General features: G+C 45.8%; 17 protein-coding genes, 1 tRNA gene and 1 pseudogene. 10 read left to right on the top strand and 9 right to left on the bottom strand.

The genetic code is table 11. From position 1 onward, the window contains the following. Positions 1-58 precede the first annotated feature (58 nt). From ACRBG0_RS11445 to ACRBG0_RS11455, 3 genes and pseudogenes are all read right to left on the bottom strand, one after another. Positions 59-3,286, bottom strand: a complete 3,228-nt coding sequence (locus tag ACRBG0_RS11445; protein WP_431487023.1) for a zinc-dependent metalloprotease — start codon at positions 3,284-3,286, stop codon at positions 59-61. A gap of 353 nt (positions 3,287-3,639) precedes the next feature. Beyond that, positions 3,640-5,855 (bottom strand): UvrD-helicase domain-containing protein (locus ACRBG0_RS11450; RefSeq protein WP_431487024.1); only part of this gene is annotated, 2,216 nt, incomplete at its 5' end. Between the two features lie 2 nt (positions 5,856-5,857). Then, positions 5,858-6,912 (bottom strand): annotated as a pseudogene (locus ACRBG0_RS11455) (UvrD-helicase domain-containing protein); the annotation flags it as partial. A gap of 116 nt (positions 6,913-7,028) precedes the next feature. Here ACRBG0_RS11455 and ACRBG0_RS11460 point away from each other — a divergent pair. The 6 genes from ACRBG0_RS11460 to ACRBG0_RS11485 all read left to right on the top strand — a co-directional run bounded on the left by ACRBG0_RS11460 (position 7,029) and on the right by ACRBG0_RS11485 (position 10,957). Beyond that, positions 7,029-7,478, top strand: coding sequence for a TPM domain-containing protein (locus tag ACRBG0_RS11460; RefSeq protein ID WP_431487025.1), 450 nt, complete (start codon positions 7,029-7,031; stop codon positions 7,476-7,478). Between the two features lie 87 nt (positions 7,479-7,565). Beyond that, a complete protein-coding gene (locus ACRBG0_RS11465) occupies positions 7,566-8,411 on the top strand; it encodes a TPM domain-containing protein (RefSeq protein ID WP_431487026.1) in 846 nt (281 codons plus the stop codon). Between the two features lie 43 nt (positions 8,412-8,454). Then, positions 8,455-8,784: a TfoX/Sxy family protein gene (locus tag ACRBG0_RS11470; RefSeq protein WP_431487027.1), complete on the top strand. Its 330-nt coding sequence runs from the start codon at positions 8,455-8,457 to the stop codon at positions 8,782-8,784. Positions 8,785-8,794: 10 nt separating this feature from the next. Then, positions 8,795-9,166 carry a nuclear transport factor 2 family protein gene (locus ACRBG0_RS11475; RefSeq protein ID WP_431487028.1) on the top strand — a complete coding sequence of 124 codons (372 nt, stop codon included), beginning with the start codon at positions 8,795-8,797 and terminating at the stop codon, positions 9,164-9,166. A gap of 51 nt (positions 9,167-9,217) precedes the next feature. Then, entirely contained in the window at positions 9,218-10,519 is a 1,302-nt protein-coding gene (locus ACRBG0_RS11480; protein ID WP_431487029.1) for a M43 family zinc metalloprotease, read from the top strand. Positions 10,520-10,534: 15 nt separating this feature from the next. Beyond that, complete coding sequence (locus ACRBG0_RS11485; protein WP_431487030.1) at positions 10,535-10,957, top strand: VOC family protein; 423 nt, start codon at positions 10,535-10,537, stop codon at positions 10,955-10,957. 13 nt (positions 10,958-10,970) lie between these two features. Here the strand turns inward: ACRBG0_RS11485 and ACRBG0_RS11490 are convergent, their stop codons facing one another. Both ACRBG0_RS11490 and dprA read right to left on the bottom strand, forming a co-directional pair. Next, the gene (locus ACRBG0_RS11490) at positions 10,971-12,134 is read right to left on the bottom strand and encodes an alkaline phosphatase (RefSeq protein ID WP_431487031.1); all 1,164 of its coding nucleotides are present in this window, start codon (positions 12,132-12,134) and stop codon (positions 10,971-10,973) included. 42 nt (positions 12,135-12,176) lie between these two features. Then, a complete protein-coding gene (dprA, locus tag ACRBG0_RS11495) occupies positions 12,177-13,274 on the bottom strand; it encodes a DNA-processing protein DprA (protein WP_431487032.1) in 1,098 nt (365 codons plus the stop codon). 148 nt (positions 13,275-13,422) lie between these two features. Here dprA and ACRBG0_RS11500 point away from each other — a divergent pair, with 148 nt between their 5' ends. Further along, a complete protein-coding gene (locus ACRBG0_RS11500) occupies positions 13,423-13,959 on the top strand; it encodes an SH3 domain-containing protein (RefSeq protein ID WP_431487033.1) in 537 nt (178 codons plus the stop codon). A 137-nt stretch (positions 13,960-14,096) separates the two neighbouring features. Here ACRBG0_RS11500 and ACRBG0_RS11505 read toward each other — a convergent pair whose 3' ends face one another. Continuing rightward, positions 14,097-14,843, bottom strand: coding sequence for a glucosaminidase domain-containing protein (locus ACRBG0_RS11505; protein ID WP_431487034.1), 747 nt, complete (start codon positions 14,841-14,843; stop codon positions 14,097-14,099). Positions 14,844-15,016: 173 nt separating this feature from the next. Here ACRBG0_RS11505 and purD point away from each other — a divergent pair, with 173 nt between their 5' ends. Next, positions 15,017-16,285, top strand: coding sequence for a phosphoribosylamine--glycine ligase (gene purD / locus ACRBG0_RS11510; protein WP_431487035.1), 1,269 nt, complete (start codon positions 15,017-15,019; stop codon positions 16,283-16,285). Between the two features lie 69 nt (positions 16,286-16,354). Here the strand turns inward: purD and ACRBG0_RS11515 are convergent. The 3 genes from ACRBG0_RS11515 to ACRBG0_RS11525 all read right to left on the bottom strand — a co-directional run bounded on the left by ACRBG0_RS11515 (position 16,355) and on the right by ACRBG0_RS11525 (position 18,060). Continuing rightward, positions 16,355-16,438 (bottom strand) — tRNA-Leu (locus ACRBG0_RS11515). A 99-nt stretch (positions 16,439-16,537) separates the two neighbouring features. Next, complete coding sequence (locus ACRBG0_RS11520) at positions 16,538-17,299, bottom strand: ABC transporter ATP-binding protein (RefSeq protein WP_431487036.1); 762 nt, start codon at positions 17,297-17,299, stop codon at positions 16,538-16,540. Between the two features lie 14 nt (positions 17,300-17,313). Then, positions 17,314-18,060, bottom strand: a complete 747-nt coding sequence (locus ACRBG0_RS11525) for an MlaE family ABC transporter permease (RefSeq protein ID WP_431487037.1) — start codon at positions 18,058-18,060, stop codon at positions 17,314-17,316. Between the two features lie 201 nt (positions 18,061-18,261). Between ACRBG0_RS11525 and ACRBG0_RS11530 the strand changes: the two genes are divergently transcribed. Both ACRBG0_RS11530 and ACRBG0_RS11535 read left to right on the top strand, forming a co-directional pair. Continuing rightward, positions 18,262-18,975, top strand: coding sequence for an SDR family oxidoreductase (locus ACRBG0_RS11530; RefSeq protein WP_431487038.1), 714 nt, complete (start codon positions 18,262-18,264; stop codon positions 18,973-18,975). A 19-nt stretch (positions 18,976-18,994) separates the two neighbouring features. Continuing rightward, on the top strand, positions 18,995-19,690 hold the full coding sequence (locus tag ACRBG0_RS11535; protein WP_431487039.1) for an SDR family oxidoreductase: 696 nt from the start codon (positions 18,995-18,997) through the stop codon (positions 19,688-19,690). Positions 19,691-19,961 lie beyond the last annotated feature (271 nt).

Raw genomic sequence — 19,961 nt, forward strand, 5'->3', positions numbered from 1 at the left:
AATATGAAATCACCGAAGTAACATTAAACTACTCCGGTGATTTGGTAAAAGCGATGAATTATTGGATAATAATCTTGCCCGATAACGGAGCTTGGTCGGCTACTCGCAGCTGGTAATAGTAGATACCAGCTTTTGCACCTTGCAGATTCACCTCCGTAAGCTCAAGGGCTGTTACTGTACGTCGGGTAATTAACTGGCCCGCAAGGGTTCTGATCTCTAGCGTAGCTTGCTCTACCAAGGGTTGTTCGGGTATCCAGTGCAAGGTGAATTGCCCATTTGATGGGTTGGGGTATACCTGTAGCGTACCGGTAGAGCGGCCCTTGACGTTTGTAAGTGGTTCATTTATTTTTTTTGTCCCCGGCAAATGGTACACCGGCGCAAAATAATGGCCCTGTTGTCGTAGAATGTTCTTGGCAATATTACCAGTGTAGCTGTGCGGATCTTTGGTGATAGCTTCTAAAGCGGCTACTCGCAGAGGCGATAATGGTTCCTGTGCCCTTTCTGACAGCGCAGCAAAGAGAAGGGGTAAATTTTTCCGATCTTGCTGTTCTCTGCTATTTAAATTCGCACGTCTACCCAGTCGTTCCAACACAGCCGCTGCTGTCTCATGATCGCCATTGTGGTGAGCTTGTAATGCCTGACCAACACCCGCTGGAAATGCCTCCAGGTTATCGACCCAAAGTGCCAAGCTGTCTTTGTCGAAATGGATGGTGTCGTACAGCATGTGTATTACTACCGTATAGGCAGCTTTGTCCATCTGTTGTTGATGGTAAGCAATAGTTCGGCGTCCAGCCGCCGTAGCTCCAGCCCAAGTTTGTTGATAAAAAATCCGGGCCTTGTCTCTATCCGATCTTTCTTGGTAGTAGCGATCCTTCTCCAGTCCTATTTCTGTATCCGTTTTACAGGGCGGTACGCAATAATCGCTGGGACAGGTATTTTCACTAGTAAGTGCTGATACTATACTCCCAGTAGTGGTCAGTGGCTGCTCATTCGTGTTCCCATCGTAATAGTAATACGTAATCGCCTCCCCGGCATTCGCAAAATCGGTATCGACATAAGAAAAACGGTTACCTGCTGCTCGATAGTTAACTTGGCCACCAACATCCTCCGCCAACCCCTGCGAGGGCCGAATCCGATTTGCCGTAAATACATTCCCTACGGCAAAGTCATCGCTGACATTGGTATTGGTGTTACACAAATAAGTGAGGCCACGCACTTCCTCCGAGACAGGAGGCAGAGCGTTATCGCCTTCGGCCAAATTGCCATAGTCCAGACCAGTGTAGCTATTTTTGCGTATTTCGTTACTAAAGTGGCCCAAATCACGGCTATAAGTACCTATGGTATTGATGGTATTATCACTCACTAAATCAGTAAAAGTGTTTTCCTGTAGAGTGAAGCCAGCTATTCCCATAACCAGGAATACCCCGAACTGATCGGAAGATAGTACCGCATCAGGCAGGTCGCCCATGGTGAAATTATTGTGTAAAATAGTAGCGTTGCTCACACCACTATTATAAATACCGAAGTAGCATTCGTCAAAGTCCTGTTGCCTCACCATAAAAGGGCGTGGGTTTTCTGGATCGGTGCCCGTAGACTGTACTCCATAGCCCAGACCAACAAAAGTTCCCCGGTCGTAGCTGATACAGGGAAAAGTTGGGTTGGTACAACTGGCTTGTACTGTGAAACCCGCGTCAGAGGCTCGGATACCGTAACCATAGTCGCCGACAGTTGTAGCAGCACTTGGTACATTGGTATTTGTAAAATCACAGCCTGAGAAAAGTACGCCATTTACGTTGTTTAATTCGGCAAATACCTCGAATTTTGTCGGTAAGGGGTAATCAATATCCGTCACAAAGGTACAGTCGCCGAATCTTCCGATATAATTACGCGGTTGCCCTTGCTGTCCACTCGGAAAGGAGTAGGGCCAAAAATTTAAATAGGGGGCAAAATCAACAGCTATTCTATTATTGGCAAAAGTAGTCCCGGAGGAAATGATCTGCCCGCCAGCGTCGTTTACGGTCGGACCGTACAACTTCACAGCAGTATCGGCTTTTTCGATGATGGCCCCCGGAGTGGTTTTTAGACGTCCTTGGTTGCGAGTGCCGCCGACGGCGTACTGTGATCCGTTTCCACCCCATACTTCGATGCCCTGCCAATAATTTTCACATTCTTTACTGGTCAGTTTACCTTTCAAGATCAATTGGGCGTTAGGCTTGATAATGAGGCGTCCTGCTTCTCCAAAGCGTACCGTTACACCGGGGTTGATGGTCAAAGTAGCCCCGTCCTCGATAATCAGATCTTCCGTAATTTCAAAATCACCGTTATTGAAGGTGTTACTCGGCGTCCAGGTGGTTGATTGATTGATCACCTTGGCCTGAACCAATACGTCTTGAAGCTGCACAACGGTCTCGATCATTTGGTGCATGCGTTCTCTCTGACCGGTGGTGAAATCTACTGCGCAATCGAGCCTGGTGTATGACATAATATTGTACACGGGAGGAACATAAGGGTCGCCGTTTGAATCTTTCAGGCAAATCTCTAAAAGATCAGTCGGGTTAGCATCACAGTTCTCAAACGCATTCCCGGTTACACAACCGCTCGGAGAAATCTCCGTAAAATAGTAATCGGAACAATTAGCTAGCGAAAGCCATCTACGGGGATCGGCATTGGTGTCAGGAACGTAATCACCACAATCATACCCATTGGTTCTATCTACCAATTCACAGCAACTGGGTGCTACAGTACCCCCACAATTTGACTCGTTACCTTCATCGTAGGTTCCTCGAAAAGTATGAAAAAGACCTAGACAATGACCCATCTCGTGTGATATGAGTACGGAGTTAATTGCGGGGACCAGTGAGGAAGGAGAGACTCTGCCGCTCATCCAAAGCGCAGTAGAAGGTATATCTTTAGCAACGACAAATCCCATATTGACCTCTGTTATCTCCCCGAAAAAGAGACTTATTCCATCGTCATACTGGTAATCAGTGTTACCGAATAGTTCACAAGACAAGTCCCTGTTCGTGTAATCGCTTCTAGGTATGTCTATTACCTCACAAAGCGCTTTGAAATATATATCCAAAGGGTTAAAGTCAGTATTCAACTGAGCGATGGCCGCCTCAACTTGAGCCTCCGTAGCACCTCCAGTTCCGTCAGCCTTGCGGACAACGTGGATATATAACTTGATGTATTTATCGGTACTGGTCTGGATACTATTCAACTGAGGTGCTAAATAACCAATAGAATTTGCCCCCCCCCCCGCCAGTATCGCAAAAAAGTAAGTCATTTTGACAGATTAAAGGGTTTAAACATAGAAATGTAGCAAGGAAGAGAGCGTAACATTTAGTTGTTTTCATGGCAATGGGTTTTAGATTTTAATATTATTTGAAAAGTAACTTTCCGGCACTACCACGTTTAGTGTAACCTCAACTGTGAGTTATTACATAATAAGTAAGACAAGCTGTAACTATCTACGATGAGATTCTACCGAACTAAATTTCACGAAAAGTCGAATTTGGATGGCTATTCCGGTGAGGAATGAGTGCGTTATTTTAATGTCTAAAAATATAAATATAATCTTTATCAGAAACTAAATCAATAGTTTGATTGAATTTAACACTTTCGACTCCGCTGCTGGCATTACCCCTCTCGCAAAACTTCCACTACTTCTCCTTTCCCCACAAAATGCACCCAATACTGATCGACTTTATCGCGGCCACTAGCTTCCCAGGCCAGCCCGGCAGCCAACAACTGGTGGCCCGTGTCCAAGGCTGGCCGTTGGTAGTCGCCCCCGATGAAGGGATTGTGCTGAATGAAAATCCTTTGCGTGGGCGTCTCGATGACAAAATCCACAGTAGCACGAAAGGTGCGCCCCTGCTTCGACCAGTGAATCGCCTGACTGGAAAACACCTCAAATGAAGGCGAAAACTGCTGTTCCATCCAGGCTTCCCAAGCGGCGGCTTGCTCCACCAACTGTACTGTATCAAAAGTATCTGGCAAACCAAAACGAAGGCTAAGTTCACGAGCCAGCAAGCGGCGTTGGTTATCTTCTTTGAGGTAAGCGCTCGCTTTGAGAAAATGTTCTTGTACTTTCACGAGTACCTCCGACCGAACTTCCTCTTCTTCCATAGAGGAAAAATAGGCATAGCTATCTCCACAAGTAGTATTCATCCCGAGTGGAGCGAGTATCTCAACAGCTTCCATTTTGGCAAGAGGGTATTCTTGTTCTCCCAAAGCTGGCGGCATGAAACGAGAAACCTCATGCTTTGATTCCGCCACAGGAAACTGGCGAGGGTAGCTCTGCGCACGGATGGTTTTATCTAAAAATCGGCTTTTCCATTCCCAAGGAGTATCAGAGGTGGTGGCATCTAGGGCAGGGATAGATTCATCGCCTTTGCTCCACACCCGATTGAGCCACTTGCTCGAGCGGCCTTCCTGGGTCGGGTAAATAAGGTAGTCCCGTGCACGGGTCAGCCCCACATACATCAGACGCGCCTCTTCGGCCAAAGCCTGCGCTGTTTTGTTTTTCTGTGCTTCACTCGTACTCAATGCTTCCAACAGTGGGGTTCGTGCTGATTGATCGGCATAAGGATTCACCCAATAACGAAGCCAACGACCTTTCAATACTTGTGTCAAATCTACCGTTTCCTGTTCAGCCACCAGGTCTACGCCCCATAGATCAGCCCGGAGGTTCTGTTCCAGGTTATGGCAGATGACGACGGGCCATTCCAATCCTTTACTACGGTGGTAAGTAAGTACATTGACTGCTTGCGGATCTTCTCCTGCCCCCTGGAGGTCTTTTTCATCAGCAGAAAGCTGGTTGAGCCACAAAAGAAAACCACTAAGGCTGGCAGCGGTATGGGTATTGTTGCAGTTGTTTTCGTATTCCAGGGCCAGTTTACGCAGTTGGTCAACATTAGCGAGACGCTGCTCACTGTTTCCCCAAACAACAATACATCGACGCAGATCCAACTCTTCCAATACCTGGTGGAGGGTCTCGGCCCCAGAGGCTTCGGCCAGTTCCGGACGAAGTTTGTCTAATTTTTTAATAAAATCGTTCTCCTCGGCCCAATTTGGGCGCTTGTAATAAGGAGTCTCCTTATATTTCTCCAAATACTCAAGTCGATCCTCTACGATCTCTTCCAGCGGTAGGCGGGCAGCTAATACCTGAATTTCGGCAGCAGAAAGCGAGTCGTCTGCATGTAGAATGTACTTCAAACAAGCAAGCACCAAACGGATTTCGGCTGTAGCCAACAAACCCGCCCGAGCGATAGCCGCTTTTAAGCCTGCCCGATGTAAGGATTCTGCTACCGTAGCACAATCACGATTACTACGGCAAAGAATGGCTACATCTCCGGGCCGGGCCGGACGAAAACCCTTGGTTCCTTTGGGCTGAATAATGACTTTACTGGCTAGCCATTCTTGCAAAGTTCGTGCGATACATTCTTCTATCCAGGGTTTTCCCGGTGCTCGACGGCCTTCCTCTGGTGAAAAATGCCAATGGATGATAGCATCTTCCATCTCTGCAGGCTCGGCAGGACTGTTTTCGTTTCCTGCGGGTATCCGTACCGCTTCCAGCGCGACCTGTTCAGGAGGTGTTGGCTCAAAAGCTTGGCAAAAGATAGCGTTCACCATGTCTACCAAATCGGCTCGTGAACGCCAAGACTTGATTTGTATATTTTCTTGTTTGATCCCTCCTGCAGCATCAATGATCGCGGCCATCAGCCGGGGTTCTGCTCCCCGAAAGCCATAGATCGATTGCTTGGGGTCACCTACCCAGACGGAGTGCTTGGCCAACTGCGATAACTTCAGGAAAATTTCCAATTGAATGGGATTGGTATCCTGAAATTCGTCTANNAGGTCTAATTCTGCACGAAGAACATCTCGCACCTGTTCATTATTCAAGAGCCTACTGACTAATACTTCCATATCAGTATAGTCAATCAGTCCGCGCCGTTTTTTGTATTCGTCATATTCCTGAAGCGCTGATACTGCGGTATCGAAAAGTCCAGCAATAAATTGGCGGATGTCTTGCTGAAAAGCGGGTAATTCCTGATGTGTCCAGGCAAAAGTTTGCAGAGGTTCTACTATTTCGCGGCTTTTGGCTCCCACACCCAGCTTCCCAATAGTAGCCCACTGGTGCCAATAGAGGTAGCCTCGCAGTTGTATTTCTCGACGAAAGTTACGCAGTCGATCTTTTGCGGTACTGGTTACTTTAGTAGTGTCTTCGCAGTTGTCTAATGCATAAATGGTATCCTCTAGCGATTCCGCGAGTTGCTTGTGCGCCTCTTCTTTAGTCGTTGTACCAGCGGCAGGAAGGAATGCAGCAAAAGAAGTCCAGGAAAGATCGCGACTTTTTTGCAAATCGGTGATCGAAAAATCATTGGCGCGTGCGACATCCACCAGTTGGCGAACCTCTTTACGCCAATCAAAGAAACCTGTTCGTTTGGTGAGCCCCAGGCGATCGGAAAGCTCGTCCATCTCTTCGATCAACTCCAACTGGAGGGTAGCAGCCAAAGCTTGATTGAACATTTGTTGCTGCTCGCCATCGGGGAGAATATCTACTTGCGGAGAAACACCAGCTTCGAAGGCAAATCGTTTGAGTAATTTCACACCCAAGCCATGTACTGTGCCGATCAATGCGTTGGTGAGTTCGTCGGCTTCTTTGGTCAGGCCACTACTAAGCAATTTGACACGTACCCGTTCCTGTAACTCAGCAGCAGCTTTACGAGTAAAGGTCGTAGCTATAATTCCGCTAGGCTGGGCATGACCACCTTGTAGTAGGGCGACCATTTCCTGGGTTAAGCGATATGTTTTTCCACTGCCGGCCCCTGCCGAGATGATTTTGAGCTGCTCGAGATTCATGCCTGTAAAAGTAGTATCTTTGAAACAGCACAAAAATAAATTTTCCATTCGTTTTTGTAATAGTTGACTAAGCGTTACATTTCAAGCGTGTCGGCTATTGCAAAAACCTCAGAGAATGGAAAATTGATTTTTTGCGCAATACTTTACAATATGACCTCATAACTATGATTAAATTCTTTAAGCCCGAAGAGGAAACCTTGATTATTGCGGCCATCCGCCGGGCGGAGATGCAGACTTCCGGAGAAATCCGAGTACACCTGGAGGAAAATCCCCGCAAGGAAGCTTTGGAAGAAGCCAAGCGCACTTTCTTTCGACTTGGTATGCACAAAACACAAGATCGCAATGGAGTGCTTATTTTACTTGCTCCTGAGCAAAAACAATTTGCCATCATTGGTGATGAGGGCATTGACAAGGTTGTTGAAGGTGATTTTTGGGAAAGTGAACGCGATCTGCTTGCAGGCTACTTTAAAAAGGGTGCTTTTTGTGCAGGAATCGTCGCTGCTATCGATCTCATTGGAGAGAAATTAAAAGCCTACTTTCCTTACGAAAAAGAGGATAAAAACGAGCTATCAGATGATATTTCCTATGGGAATAATGAAGAGCAATTGGGCTAAGGCAACTAAAAGTTCGTCGAAAACATTTGATAAGTAGGCTTCTTTGAGGTAAGCTACTATCCGTCCATAGAATAGGATCATATAAAAGTGAAAGAGATCAAACAGTTATTCCAAATTCGTTTTTTGTTACTTCTCGCAGGGGTATTACTACTCGTACCTTCCCTTACGGGACAAAAGCAGGTGCCAGAACCCACTCAGTACCTGATCAATGATTATGCAGGATTGCTCAATCGTTCGCAGGTCGTTGCCTTAGGGGATAAACTACGCGACTACGTAGGAGAAACCTCTACACAGATTGTCATTGTTACAGAAGAATCCCTGGAAGGAGACGATCCTTTTCAGTATGCTCAGCGATTGGCAACCAAATGGGGCATTGGTGGAGCGGGAAATGACAATGGTATTCTCCTCTATGTTTCAAAACAAGACCGCCAAGTACGTATCCAAACCGGGCAAGGCACCGAGGGGTTCCTACCCGACATCACGGCGAAAAGAATTATTGAAAATATCATTGTCCCGGCCTTCCGCTCCGGTAATTATTACCAAGGCTTGGATCGGGCCACCGACGCCATCATGGACTTGGGGCGTGGCGAATATGAGGGCGATGGCTTCAGTAGCAATAACAAAGAGAGTGCTCCAGGTTGGATCATCATTGTATTCCTAATCCTCCTGATTCTGGTAATCTCTTGGCTTACCCATAATGATGACGATGACGACGATGGCGGTTATTACCGTGGTGGTCGTTATGATATGCCAGAGCGGCGGCATCGTCGTCGCGGACGTACGATTATCTTCCCTGGAGGAGGAGGTTGGTCACGTGGCGGCGGAGGCGGAGGCAGTAGTGGCGGAGGTGGCTTTGGCGGCTTCGGTGGTGGCGGCTTCGGTGGTTTTGGAGGCGGAAGTTTCGGCGGAGGTGGTGCTGGCGGAAGTTGGTAAATCAGTAAATATTAGAAAGGAATAATTCTAAAAAACAAAGAACATGGCAGTCGATCCAACATACGCTACTTATGTAGAAGAACAACTCTCAGAATTCGGTGCAGTGGAGTTAAAGAAGATGTTTGGAGGCATGGGCATCTTCCACGAAGGGCTCATGTTTGGCATGATTGGAGGTGACACCTTTCGACTCAAAGTAGATGAATACAACCAGGCCGACTTTGAAAAACTAGGTATGCAGCCGTATGCTTCAAAAACGAAGAAAAAAGGTATGCCTTACTGGGAAGTTCCTGCGGAAATATTAGAAGACTGTACACTTCTAGCTGCATGGGCAAAAAAATCTTTTGCTGCTGCTCAGCGTTCTTCTAAAAAATAGATTAGTACTAATGTTGACCAATAAAGAAAATGCAATTGCCTTTTACAAAATGGCATATGAAGGTAATCCTCGCAAAGCTGTGGAACTTTACGTTGGGGCAGAATATATCCAACACAATCCACTGGTAGGTGATGGGCCTGAACCTTTTATTTCCTACTTTGAAAAAATGCAGGCGGAGTACCCTGATAAATCAATTGAATTTGTACGCGCAATCAGTGAAGGAGATTTGGTGGCTCTACACACGCACCAGGTTTGGCCAGGAAATGACGAGTACGTGACCATGGACTTTTTTCGTTTTGATGCTCGTGGAAAAATCGTTGAACATTGGGATGCTATGCAACAAATTCCAGACGAAACCCTAAATGGTAATACAATGTATTAGAGGTATAGCGAGTTGAATTTGATGGGTCATAATTGTTTTCAGATATACGCCATGATGATACATTTCAACATAAAGTGGGTAGCTTTAATCCTCCCGATGATTATTTTGGGAATTTTCACCTGTTCCCCTAAGCTAGAATCTCGCTTACTTTCAGCCGAAGAAATGGGCATTCTGCCCACTGCTTTTGATGCTACTCCCCAAAATCGACGAGTAGATCCTCGCGACCCTTGTACCAATCAGGATAATTACATCATGGACACCACTCGTTTGGAGGATTATCCCATGCAGTATATCCGGATAAACATCCACTGGATGAATAGTGAAGATGGAAAGCAGAACATTCCGGAAACAGAAGCAAAAGCGCACACGCAAAGGATCGTTGACGCCATGAATTATGCGCTGATCAACAATAAAAAAATGTTCCTGCCCATCGGTAATACTACACCGGTACATCCCATTAATTTTCGCTACGTGCTTACCGGCCGGCCTGATGACCCGGAGGATGATGGCATCTATTATCATTATGATGACTCTCTTTACTACTACGTACATTTTCGTAAAAAAGACTCTAACTTGTACGACCGTACCGTATTTGACAAATACGGCGTGCAACTGGATACTGTACTTAATTTCTTCATGATGCCACATCAACCCGATAGTGTGGCTTCGCCTACCTACCAGGCTGACAACGTAGGTGTAGCGTTGCGAAACGCGCTAAAAGTTGCAGCTCCCTGGAAAGAAGACTTTGCCCGTGATCCTAAAAACACGCACTGGCGCTACCGGGGTGTGATCAACCACGAGGTGGGGCATATTTTGGGTATTAGCCACGCCTGGAGCCGTGGGGATGGATGCGACGATACACCGGTACACCCTAATCGATGTTACAGTACGGGCTCCGGGCCAGGTTGCGACACGTTGGCATCCAATAATGTGATGGATTACAATTCGCTACAATTAGCGTGGACGCCTTGCCAAATAGCGAAAGTGAATCGCCGATTTGCAAACGCCAGGTACCTGCAACGGCAATTTCTGGAACCTCGTTGGTGTACCCGAAACCCCGAAATGGACATGACGATCCAGGACGAGGTCGATTGGCCCAGTATGCATGATCTTCACGGGAATCTGACGATTGCCGCTGGGGCACGGTTGACTATCCGCTGCCGGGTTTCGATCCCAGCCGATGGATTGGTGACCATTCAGCCCGGCGGTGAGCTCATTATTGATGGTGGTTATCTCCACCAAGATTGCGGAGGTACCTGGCAAGGGATTCGCGTAGAAAAGAACGGCCAACAAGAAGGTACTTTGACGTTAGTCAACGGAGGGGAGGTTCTTGATGTAGAAACCAGTCGCTAAGTAAAAACAAAAATGATGGCAAAAGGAAGAATTACCGGCATTGGTGGCGTCTTTTTTCAGTGCGACGATCCCAATAAAATGCGAGAATGGTATGCTGAAAACTTCGGTTTAACGACTGATGAATACGGAGCCTTGTTTGAATTCCGCAAAGCAACAGCCCCTGATGAAGTTGCGTACCTACAATGGTCAACCATGTCAAGAGGTTCAGACCATTTCAAGCCGTCGAAAAGTCCGTTTATGATTAATTATCGGGTGGAAAACATCGAAGCATTGGTGGAACAACTTCAAGCCTCTGGTCACGAGATGCTGGATGAAATCGCCGTGTATGATTACGGGAAATTCGTTCATCTCCTTGACCCAGAAGGCAATAAGATAGAACTATGGGAGCCCGTAGATCGGGTTTTCACGGAATATTCTCAAGGGCGGGCCAATAAGTAACAGGCCTTCCTTATTACTCCGTTGCTTTATTCATAAAACCAAAAGCATCCCTCATTTTGTAGTAGATTTCGGTATTCTCGTAGATACCATTGAACAGCTCTGAACCAGGGCCGTAAGCAAATACAGGAATAAGTGCGGCTGTATGGTAATCGCTGGTAAATGCACCAATAATACTGTCGTGGGTAGATCCTGGGTTGATGGCATACCCCCCTGTCTCGTGATCAGCCGTAACAATGACGAGTGTATTTCCGTCCTTAGCAGCAAAATCCAGTACTGCTCCAATCGTATTATCGAAGTCGATCATCTCTGTAATGATGTACTGAGAATTATTGGCATGGCCACCCCAGTCGATTTGTGCTCCTTCGATCATTAGGAAAAAGCCCGCGTCTTTGGTATGCTTATCCAAAAAATCACAGGCCATGATGCTTGCTGGCTTCAGGTAGGTACGCCCTTGTTCCACCGTTAATGGGTCACTATCAGCTGTGAGGTACGCAAAATTTGTTTGGTAATTTACGTTGACCCTATCCAATGATTTTTCGAAATAATTGCTAACCTGATAGCCTTTGGCTTTGAGTTCAGCAAGCAAATCTCGCTCATCCTCCCTGCGGTCAAAATATTTCTTCCCCCCTCCAATAAACAAGTCTATATCTGTTTTAAGAAAATCAGCTGCAATAGCTTCATAGTAACTGCGCTGCGCCTGATGCGCGATAAAAGAAGCTGGTGTCGCATGTACAATAGTAGAAGTGGAAACCATACCTGTAGCTAAGCCATTAGCTTCAGCTTCCTCAAGTATGGTATAAAGCGCCATAGAATCATTGTCAACCCCTATCGCACCATTGTAAGTTTTCTGACCTGCACTAAAAGCCGTCGCTCCTGCAGCTGAATCTGTTATCAGATTGTCTGAACTGTAGGATTTATGCAAGCCAATAACGGGAAATCTTTCCAGGTTCAACATATTGCCGTTGCTATACATACCAGCGGTTATTTGGGTAAGGCCCATACCATCACCAATCATTAAAATAATATTAGTGGGCCGTTCGGCTGGACTAAGTTTAGGGCTCCTACTAAGCGTAGTCGCAGTCGTAGATGTTGTCGTCTTGGTCGTTGTCTTCGAAGACTCGCAGGCACTCCCCAGACAACAAACAGCAGTCAGAAAAGCAATACTCCATTTAAGCATGTTCAATAATTTTAGTTGATAAAGAAATGTCAAACGAAGCTTTTATCTTATCAACATGTAGCGTTTACCGGGTAAGGTGCGTATCAAGCCTTTACATTCTATTTCCAATAAAACGGTGGCCAAGATGCCTGCTGGTAATTGGGAATCAATGCTTAAGCGATCGATAGGTAGGTTTTCATGTTCCTTTAGCAAAGCTACGACTAATTTTTCATCTTCACTTAAGGTTTCAAAGAGTTGAAGTTGTTCCGCAGGAGGTTTGTTATGTGCGTCCCAACGCATGACATATCCTATATCGCTAGCGGATTCCAAGAGAGCGGCCTTATGGGTTTTAATGAGCCAATTGCAGCCAGCTGAGGTCTTATCATGTAGCCGACCTGGGACTGCAAACACATCACGATTGAAACTATTAGCGTATTCTACAGTGATGATGGAGCCTCCTTTCCGGGCTGTTTCTACGACAATAAGTGCATCGCAAAGGCCAGCTACAATCCGATTTCGCATTGGAAAATGACGGGGGTCTGCTTTGGTTGTAAAAGGATATTCCGTGAGTAATCCACCGTTTTCAAGCATAGCCTGAGCCACTTTTTTATGGCGAGCAGGATAAAGGTGCTGCAAACCATGCCCCAATACACCTATTGTAGGTAGCTGGTACTGGAGGGCTGCACGATGCGCCGCAATATCAATACCATAGGCAAGCCCTGAAATGATCATAGGCTGATAAGGAGCCAACTCTTCCACCAATCTTTCTACCTGAATCAGGCCTTGAGTAGAGGGTTGCCGAGTACCAATGATACCGACCGTACGTAAATTATTAAATGGGCAACTCCCTTTGTAGTACAAAAGAATCGGAGCCTGATCTATCCGGCGGAGTCGTTCCGGGTACTCAGGATCTTTGATAAACAAGGGTGTGATGTGGTAGCGTTCCATCCAATACAACTGCCGCTCAGCCAGCCGAAGTGCTTCGCCCTGGCAAATACTCCGGGCAATCGCTTCGGTGATACCAGAAAATGTAGCCAACTCGCGTGGACGGGCTTCGAAAATAGATCTTGCATCACCAAAATGAGAAAGTAATAGGCGTGCGGTAATAGGACCTACCCTCTCAATGAGGGAAAGTGCTACTTGATAAAGTAGATTTTCCATAAATGTTGATCAATGGCCAGAAATGGGGTAGAAAACCTATGAAAAAGATGAATTACCGCTGATAATCCCTTTCGGCGCGTTTTATTAATGCATAAAATTACTAATTTTGGTATAAATAATAATCGTTTACGTACTAAATGTTGGTAAAATGGCCCAAGAAAAAGCTCCACGTCTGGTAAAAGCACAGTTTATTTTGTTCGGTGTGCTCTTATTGATCTTCTTTGTATGGGCCAGCCGCAGCTGCAACCGAAGTACAGCAGAAGCCGAAACAGAACAAATCACCAACGAGGCTACAGCCCGGGCAGACAGCCTGGCTGCTTTATTGGAAGCCACTCAGGCGAATACTCCACCGCCTCCACCGGCAGATAACAGCGTTCAACGCGACACCCTGCGTGGCGGGCAAATGCAACTGATTCGGGAAAGGGTCACTCCTCTTTACGTTACCATCGAGAACTTGGCTATGCGCAAAGGACCAGGACTTAATTTTGAGATCCTCAGTCGGCTAAAACTATACGAAGAGGTCAAGTTTCTTAATGAAGTAACCCTCACCCGAGACTCTATCAAACTGGGTACCATCACTGCTGTTGAGCCCTGGGTAAAAATCCGTAATGAGAAAGGTCGCGACGGCTGGGTGTACGGCGCCGGTGTCGAGTACTATAAGTACAAATTTGAGGGGCTAGATTAGAGCTTGTTGGGGAATTCCATTTGGTGAAATACGAATGAACAAAATATTTGACTAAACCCTCTTGGTGCTTCCTGATTACCAGGGAATTAAGAACCTTAATTCATTGATAATCAGGAAGCAAATCCCCCAACAAGCTCTTAAGCGTCAAACCGTCCCAATTGAAACTTATCAATGAGCTCCAAAAGTTGCTCTGCCAGTCTTTTAGTGGTATTGGTAGGACTTTCGTCCAGGGCTTTAGCCCAAGTTTGGTATGGTTTTCCAGACAACTGGCGCAAACTAGCATGCTGGCCGGTAGTATAGAATAAACTGTGGTCTCGGAAGCTCATCCAGGCATTGTCATAACGACGCAAACACTCCCCTTTCTCACCGTCTTGGGTTTGGCCCTGCCAATCATCGGTGCAGGGTAGACAGAAGTAATTATTTCCCTTACCCACCAAAGGATTAAGTCCGGCCTGACTATACAGCAGACTATGAGCAAGCGTAATACTGGCAGGGATGCCAAATTTTTCCTGCTCGGCTTCTGCTACATGAGAAAAACGCTGAATAAATTCATCGATTTGTATTTCTTCTATTCTATTTAGTCGTAGGATTAAGTACTTGGAATCATCGGTTCCCCAAGAAGGAAGGAAGTTAAACCGATTCGTCGCTTGGGGCTGAATTTCACTATTATCGGTAAGCGTTTCCTTTCTTACTTGACGACGGCTCTGGTACTCTTCCAGTGGCTGAGTAGCAGGATTCTCCGGAGCCTGGATGTTAATATTAAAAGACAAGTCTTTACTGAGTACAGCATAAAGCGCCAGGAAGACGAGTCCTATTTTAAACCAATGTTGGCTCAGTACAGGCCACAGCCTGCCCAGCACGAACGAACGTGTTTCATTTTTCATGGCTGATTTTTTTTGAATACTGGTCACAGAAAAATGCTGGACCTCAAAGTAATAATACAAATTTAAACCAAATTGTTTTAAAAAGAAACATTTTGCAAAGTTTTTGTTTTTTACACAACAACTATCTTCGCACAAATGCACTGCTCAAAAAATAAAAAATACCAAGCAACAGTATGCGAATTCTACTTTTGGGTAATGGCGGCCGCGAACACGCCTTCGCCTGGAAACTAAGCCAAAGTCCAGCTTGCCAAGCCTTATTTATTGCTCCAGGTAATGCCGGGACAAAGCAACATGGCATTAACCTCGCAATTAGTCCAAATGATTTCCCCGCAGTCAAGGCTGCCGTACTGGAAAACCAGGTCGATTTGGTCATCTGCGGACCTGAAGAACCTCTTGTCCGAGGAATTCAGGATTATTTTGCTGCTGATCCTGATTTGAAGGAGGTCTTATTTATGGGGCCAAGCCAAGCAGGTGCACAACTAGAAGGCAGTAAAGCTTTTGCCAAAGCCTTTATGGATGATCAAGATATCCCTACGGCTGCCTACCGGGAATTCACCGTTGACCAATTGGAAGATGGATTGAATTACCTCGCTGAGCAACCCGCCCCTTATGTCCTGAAAGCAGATGGCTTGGCCGCAGGCAAGGGGGTATTGATTCTAGATGATGTTATGGAAGCCCAGGCAGAACTCCGAGCTATGCTGGAAGGGAAATTTGGAGAAGCATCAGCAACTGTTGTTGTCGAGGAGTTCCTTTCTGGAATAGAGTTTTCTGTTTTTGTTTTCACCGATGGCAAAGACTACAAGGTCTTACCTGTCGCAAAGGATTATAAGCGTATTGGTGCTGGAGATACGGGGCTTAACACAGGAGGTATGGGCTCTGTTTCACATCCTCCTTTTGTTGATAAAGAGATGATGCAGAAAGTTGAAGCCCGAATAATCAAGCCTACTATTGAAGGCTTACAGCAACAGCAACTAGGCTACCGTGGTGTTGTTTTCATTGGCCTCATCAGCGTAGAAGACGAGCCTTTCGTTATTGAATACAACTGCCGGATGGGCGACCCGGAGACCCAATCAGTATTCCCTCGCCTAAAGACTGACCTTGTAGAATTATGCCGTGCTACGGCTGCCGGAGAGTTGGGGGAAGTAGCTATCGAGATCGACGAGCGTTCTGTTGCTTCTGTTATTTTAGTCTCTGGTGGTTATCCCGGCGGTTACGAAAAGGGCAAAGTTATTACAGGATTGGAGAAGGTAGAAGGAAGCCTTGTTTTCCAAGCCGGTGTTCGTGAGGAATCCGGGCAGTTATTGACCAATGGTGGCCGCGTTTTAGCAGTAACGTCTTATGGAGAAACCTTCCAAGAGGCTCTAGGGACTTCTTTGGCGAATGCCGCTAAGATTGAGTTTGACGGTGTTTATTACCGGGAAGACATTGGGTTTGACCTCTAATTAAAGAGAGGTTCTACGTAAAAAAAGCGGCGCTCAACTAAAGTTGAACGCCGCTTTTATTTATTGGTGTGCCCAGAACAGGACTTGAACCTGCATGCCCTTGCGAGCACCAGCCCCTCAAGCTGGCGTGTCTACCAATTTCACCACCTGGGCAACTGTATTTTGATGAAGAAACTTCTTTCTTCTTCCAAAAGTTTCGCAAAGATAGAAAAAGCGCTGATTTTACAAATAATGATGCAAAAAAAAACTGTATTATTTCCCCAAGGCACGAGCCCGTAAACGCTGTAGGAACGGACTGGCAAAAATAAAGTCCTGTAGGTATTCATTATCACTTTCCAATACATCTTCCTTACTTCCTCTCCACGTGATTTCTCCTTTATATAAAAGGATGATATTATCACCAACCTCCATCACCGAGTTCATATCGTGCGTATTGATGACGGTGGTGATATTTTTCTCAACCGTAATGTCTTTGATCAACTCATCGATAACGATTGAGGTTTTAGGATCGAGGCCAGAGTTTGGCTCATCGCAAAAGAGGTATTTGGGATCAAGGACGATAGCCCTGGCGATACCTACCCGTTTTTGCATCCCGCCGCTGGTTTCAGAGGGGTATTTCTTATTTGCTCCCTCCAGGCTTACGCGCTCCAAGCAGCTGTTGACTTGCATCAATTTTTCTTTTGCCGTCATGTTGGTAAACATATCGAGCGGGAAGCGAACGTTTTCCTCTACCGTCATGGAATCAAACAATGCAGAAGCTTGAAAAAGCATCCCCACCTCCATCCGAATAGCACGTACTGCCTTTTTATCCAGCGAGAAAAAGTCTGTATCACCATACCAAACACTACCATCCGTGGGTTTGTGTAGGCCAACCAACAGTTTTAGAAGTACGGTTTTACCTGCTCCGGAGCGGCCAATAATAAGGTTAGTTTTTCCTGGGTAAAACTCAGTAGTGATCCCTTTTAAAACGGTAGTATCACCAAACGCCTTGATTAAATTTTCAGTTCTGATCATTTTTGAGGAGCTTATTAGGTGAAAACTACGGCAATCAGGTAGTCAAATAGAAGGATAAGAATATCACTGAATACCACTGCATTGGTACTGGCACGGCCAAGTTCGATACTGCCACCTTTTACATAATACCCCTGATAACAAGGAACAGAAGTAAGAATAAAGGCAAAGACGAAAGACTTGATAAACATCAAGGTGATATTGTACGAAACAAAGTAGGAGCGTACGCCCAATTCATATTCAGAATGCGAGATTAAACCTACTGGTACCGTAGCCAAATACCCGCCAAGAATACTTACGAAAGCAGCAATAGCCACCAGCATAGGAATCATGATTAAGGCACCAAGTATTTTGGGCATAATCAGATATGCGGCGGTATTGACGCCCATGATCTCCATCGCATCAATGTGTTCCTTTTGACGCATTCCCCCAATTTCAGCGGCAAGATTAGACCCAACCTTACCTGCCAATACCAAACAGGTAATCGTAGGTGCCAATTCAATGATGGTCGTATCTCTAACAATGTATCCAATGTAGTAACGAGGCACAAAACTATCCTGTAGCTGATAGGCGAATTGTATCGCAGTTACTGCACCAATAAAAACGGCGATAAGTACTACAATCACCAATGAGCCCACGCCGATATCATTCATCTGACGCATCGTCTCTCGATAGTACATGGAGGTTTTCTCAGGGCGGGCAATAGCTGTTCCTAATAATTGGAAGTACCTGCCAACGTGAGCTAAAAAACGATTGATAATCATGCTGAAATTTCGAGGGTCTGTTTTAAGCGGAACGGTAAAATTAGGTAAAAGCAAGCAGATAGGCAGCAGAAATCATCATGGTTTCAGCTTTTAACCCTTTGCAATCACGTTTAATAAGCGGTACTTGCCTATTTTTGTTCCACTCCTCTCAACAACATTTTTGAAGCAGAGGTTGTACTTCGCTAACAAAAAGTCAAATAATTGTCAACAAAAAGCACACCCCAGCAGGTTATTGCCATTAGTGGGGGCAGCAGGGGCATTGGCTTGGCCATCGCAAAACGTTTTGCTGAAAGAGGCTGGCAAGTTGCCATTGCGGCCCGCTCAGCAGCGGCCCTGATCCAGTTACAAGAGGAATGGCAAACCAATGGCTGGTCACCTTTGCTAACATTTGCAGGTAACCTCAGCCAAGCTAAAGACTGCCAAGCCTGGGGAGCATATCTTCAAGAACATTGTTCACAGCTCGATGCGCTGGTGCATAATTTGGGGATTTTTGCGCCTGGTACACTCTTAGAAGGGCCTGACGACCAACTAGAACACTTTCTTGCAACCAACGTACTGAGTGCTCACTACCTCACCCGCGCCTGCTTGCCATTGTTGAAAAAACCAGAGCTCGCTAATATCCTCACCATTGGGTCAGTAGCCTCTACCGACTGGCCAACAGAGCTAGCAGCCTACGCTTTGAGCAAACATACCCTGGAAGCCTGGCATCGTCAACTGCGTAAAGAACTTGCGGAAACAAATATTCGTACAGCCCTTCTGAGACCTGGAGCGACCTTTACCAGCTCGTGGGATGGTATTGCCATCGACCCAAATTTACTGTTAGACGCAGATAGAGTAGCCTCTCTAACGGCACAGCTAATTCTTTTACCACCCAATGAAATTTTGGAGGAGGTATGCCTCCGGCCACGAAGTTGATTTTTTATAAAAACCCTCTATGAACTATCTCGTTACTGGCGCCAGCCAAGGAATAGGTTTTGCTACTGCCCTAGCGTTAGCTAGCCAGCCCGACGATCAAGTTTTCGCTTTAAGCCGTAATTCTAAAGGCTTGGCGCTACTTGCTGATACTGCCAGAGATCAATACGGCCACGCTAATGTGGAGGTGATGGCTGCGGATCTTAGAAATGTTGACGTTACCGATATTGCAGAATGGATCAAACCTTTTGGTCATTTGCATGGACTGGTCAACAATGCCGGACTTTTGCTAAAAGCATCCTTCCTGGATTCAACAGCAACAACTTGGCAGCAGACCTTTGATGTTAATTTCTTTGCAGTCGTGCGCTTGCTACAGGGACTTCACCCTATTATGAAAAACACTCACATCCTTAATATTGGAAGTATGGGGGGCTATCAGGGAAGTTCAAAATTCCCAGGCTTGATTGCATACAGTGCAAGCAAGGCTGCGCTGGCAAACTTAACGGAATGTTTAGCAGAAGAATGGAGCGCCGATAATATTCGATGTAATTGCTTGGCACCTGGTGCCGTACAAACAGAAATGCTAGCGACTGCTTTTCCGGGCTTTGAAGCTCCAGTGAGTAGCGAAAAGATGGGAGAAATGGTCGCTTGGTTTTTACGAGAAGGTCACCATTTTTTTAACGGAAAGGTGTTACCTGTGTCTGTAAGTACACCCTAAGTACAATATCTATTAGGTGTAAAAAAAAATCGCCCAAAGTAAAGTACTTAAGGCGATCAACTTTTCATGTGATATTCCGTTTGAAGTCGTTCTACGTGAGAACAGATCATGATAGTAGTCATGACATTAGTATTTGTAGGTTAAGCACAATATTGTTACAGACTGAATACACAACAAATATATATTCATTAATTACATATATATGCACAAATATCTTACATTTGTGACATAGAAAAAACAACCACCACTTTAACAACGTAGTGGAATTAAT

This window comes from Lewinella sp. (assembly GCF_050633125.1).
Lineage (GTDB): Bacteria > Bacteroidota > Bacteroidia > Chitinophagales > Saprospiraceae > Lewinella.